The following is a 3,110-nucleotide window of genomic DNA, read 5'->3' as shown; positions in this document are numbered from 1 at the left end:
TTGCCTCTTGCATTTGCCTTACCTCTTGCTTTCACTGCTTTTCCAGTATGGAGTAAGGGGGGGATTGCGCCTGCCCATACTATGCAGAGTAGCTCCTGCACGTCCCCTGTCAAACCTAAAATCACGCTGAACGGACCGCCCACATTGTGTGCCGGCGGCAGTGTGCTGCTGACAGCAACAGCAGGCAAGGCCTACAAGTGGAGCAACGGCGCCACCTCTCAGGCAATTACGGTCACCCAGGCGGGCTTTTACGTTGTGGAAGTAACCGATGAGAACGGCTGTGTGGGGAAATCAGTCCCGGTGGAGGTGAAAGTAGCCGAAAAGCTAGTGGCCCCGAAAATCGCATACACAGAGCCACTGATAATCTGTAAGAGTGGGAGCGTGAAACTATCGGTGCCGGCACAGGAAGGGACTACCTACGTCTGGAAAAAAGACAATGTGCCAATGTCGGGCGAATCACATGAATTTACTGCAACGGAGGCAGGCGTGTATACGGTAGAGCTCTCCAACTTCTGCGGTACGGCAAAGAGTTCCAATAAAGTAGAGCTCAAGATCCAGCAACCTATACCTGCTTTTGAGGTAGAGGCAGCCGGCAGCCTGGTGTTCTGCAAGGGGGGAAGCGTAAGGCTGTCGGTGCCTGTGCATAAGGACGTGACATATGCCTGGTTCCTGGACGGTAAGCCTGTCAGCGGGAGCGGCCCTACTATCTCGGTCAAAGAGGCGGGTAGCTACACAGCAGAGATAACCAATACATGTGGTACTTTTCGAAGTGGCAAAGGACGGCAGGTAGAGCTGTTGGCCCTGCCGGAGGCTCCCTCCGCGGAGTCTGCTATAGGCTGCTCGAAAACTGCTCTCACCCTGAAGGCATCCGGCGGAAAAGCAGGTATGTACCGATGGTATGCGGCGCCAACAGGCGGTGTGGCCCTTGTCGGAGCGGACGGATCAACCTTCACCACGCCTGCACTTACTACCTCCACCACCTATTATGTAGCCCTCACGAACGGGCAGTGTGAAAGTGAACGGGTTCCGGTGGAGGCCGTCATCAACACAAAGCCTGCAGCACCGGCCATCGTCGCTGACGGGCCGCTGGAGTTTTGCGAAGGCGGGGCAGTAAAGCTAAGCACCATCCCTTCCAGGCATGTGGAATATATATGGCTGCGAAACGAGAAGGAAATTGCCAGAGGCGTAACCACCCTGCAAGCAACCGAAGGCGGAACCTACACCCTGCGGCTTCAGAATACCTGCGGGACCACGGCTTCCTCCAACAGTATATCCGTAAAGGTCCGGTCTGCACCTGCTGCTCCCGTGGTGCGGCCTGGCAGTTCCTGCGGCCCGGGCAAGGTTGTGGTGACGGCCACAGGCGGAGGCGCCGGAGAGTACCGCTGGTACGAGAATGCCACCACAGCCAAAGCGATAGGAGGCGCTACGGGTGCTACGTTCGAGACCCCGGTCCTGCAAAGTTCCCGCACTTATTATGTATCGCTGGTGCGGGGTGAGTGCGAAACTGGTCGGGTGCCTGTGCAGGCGATCATATTCCCGGTGCCAGAAGCCTCAGCCAGCGTGCAGCACGCAGAAATCACCTCAGGCGAAAGCACGCAGTTGACAGGGAGTGGGGGTGCAAGCTACAGCTGGAGCCCGTCCATCGGCCTGAGCAATCCTTCTATTGCCTCACCTTTGGTCAAACCACTTCAGACGACCCGCTATACCTTGACTGTGACAAACGCGGAAGGCTGCGAAGACACGACCAGCGTGGTGGTGAACGTGCGCCAGCTGTTGGAAATCCCGAATGCCTTCTCGCCCAACGGAGACGGGGTGAACGATACCTGGGAAATCAAAAACATACAGTATTACCCGGCATCCAAAGTGGAGATTTACAACCGCTGGGGAAATCTGATTTATGAAAAGACGAACTACCAGAGCGAGTGGGACGGCACCTACAGGGGGGCGATCCTGCCGGTCAGCACCTACTTCTACGTCATCACCGTCCCGGGCAAAGATAAATTCACCGGCTACCTGAACATCGTGAACTAAGAGACCATCCAGAGCAGCAGCCTATGCGACATTACTTACCCCTCCTGATTTTCATTTCCTTTCCCGTTCTGGTCCTGGCGCAGCAGAAACCGCAGTACAGCCAATATTCTATCAACAACTACCTGTTCAATCCGGCCATCGCAGGTATAGAGCAGTATGGCGATGTAAAAGTGGGCAGCAGGTCGGGGATGTCAGGTATAGAAGGGGCGCCGAGCACCTTTTACATGAGCGCGCACACCCCCATCGGGTATAGCATCGGAGGAAGAGGTAAACGCTCGGGCGGGTCCACTCCCTCGTTTGGCGGCAGCGACAACGGCGGCAGGCTCAGTCAGCGGTTCAAGCCCCACCATGGCATCGGCGTGCTTGCCGTGCACGACCGGCTGGGGGCTTTCCACAGAACAGAGGCGAGCCTTGCCTACGCCTACCACATGCGCCTGTCGCGGAGTGTGCGGCTATCGGCAGGACTGAGTGCGGGCCTGATACAACAGCAGCTTCGCTCCACCGGGCTTACCTTTGCGAATCCCAACGACCCGGCTCTTTCAGAATGGAACATGGTAAAGCCGAACCTGTCGCTGGGGATGTGGCTTTATGGAAGCAACTTCTTTCTGGGAACCTCGGCCATGCAGCTTCTGGCCAACTCTACCCACTTCGATAATGCCGTGACTGACCGGAACCTGCTCTACGAGCACTTTTTCCTGACGGGAGCCTATAAGTTCAGCATCACCGAGGAGATCAGCCTGGTGCCCTCTATCATGCTGATGTGGTTGCAGCCCTTGCCCGGCAACGTCGACTTTAACCTGCGTGCGGTCTACCAGGACAGGCTGTGGGTGGGAGGCTCCTACCGTCAGAACGGCAACTACGCCATACTGGCCGGTGTTACCATCAACCACCTCTTCGACCTGGGCTATGCCTATGACAGGGGCGTGCCCGCCTTCAACGGGATGGGCAACGGCAACCACGAGGTTGTGGTGGGGATGCGCATCTTCAACAAAGCCAGGCTTCTCTGTCCGCAGAACCTCTGGTGATTCAACGGGTTTCTCTCTGCATTGCCTGCCTCTTCTGCCCATACCTTTGTCTTT

2 protein-coding genes are annotated in these 3,110 nt (G+C 56.8%); both read left to right on the top strand.

Going from position 1 to position 3,110, the window contains the following annotated elements; translation table 11 throughout:
• The coding region (locus OB13_RS18575; RefSeq protein ID WP_461491681.1) for a gliding motility-associated C-terminal domain-containing protein at positions 1-2,031 on the top strand (2,031 nt) is incomplete at its 5' end.
• Between the two features lie 23 nt (positions 2,032-2,054).
• Positions 2,055-3,056, top strand: a complete 1,002-nt coding sequence (locus OB13_RS18570) for a PorP/SprF family type IX secretion system membrane protein (protein WP_461491680.1) — start codon at positions 2,055-2,057, stop codon at positions 3,054-3,056.
• Positions 3,057-3,110: the final 54 nt, after the last annotated feature.

This window comes from Pontibacter sp. HJ8 (assembly GCF_054824225.1).
Note: the sequence above shows the minus strand (reverse complement) of the source record. Positions and strands in the feature narration are given on the sequence as shown.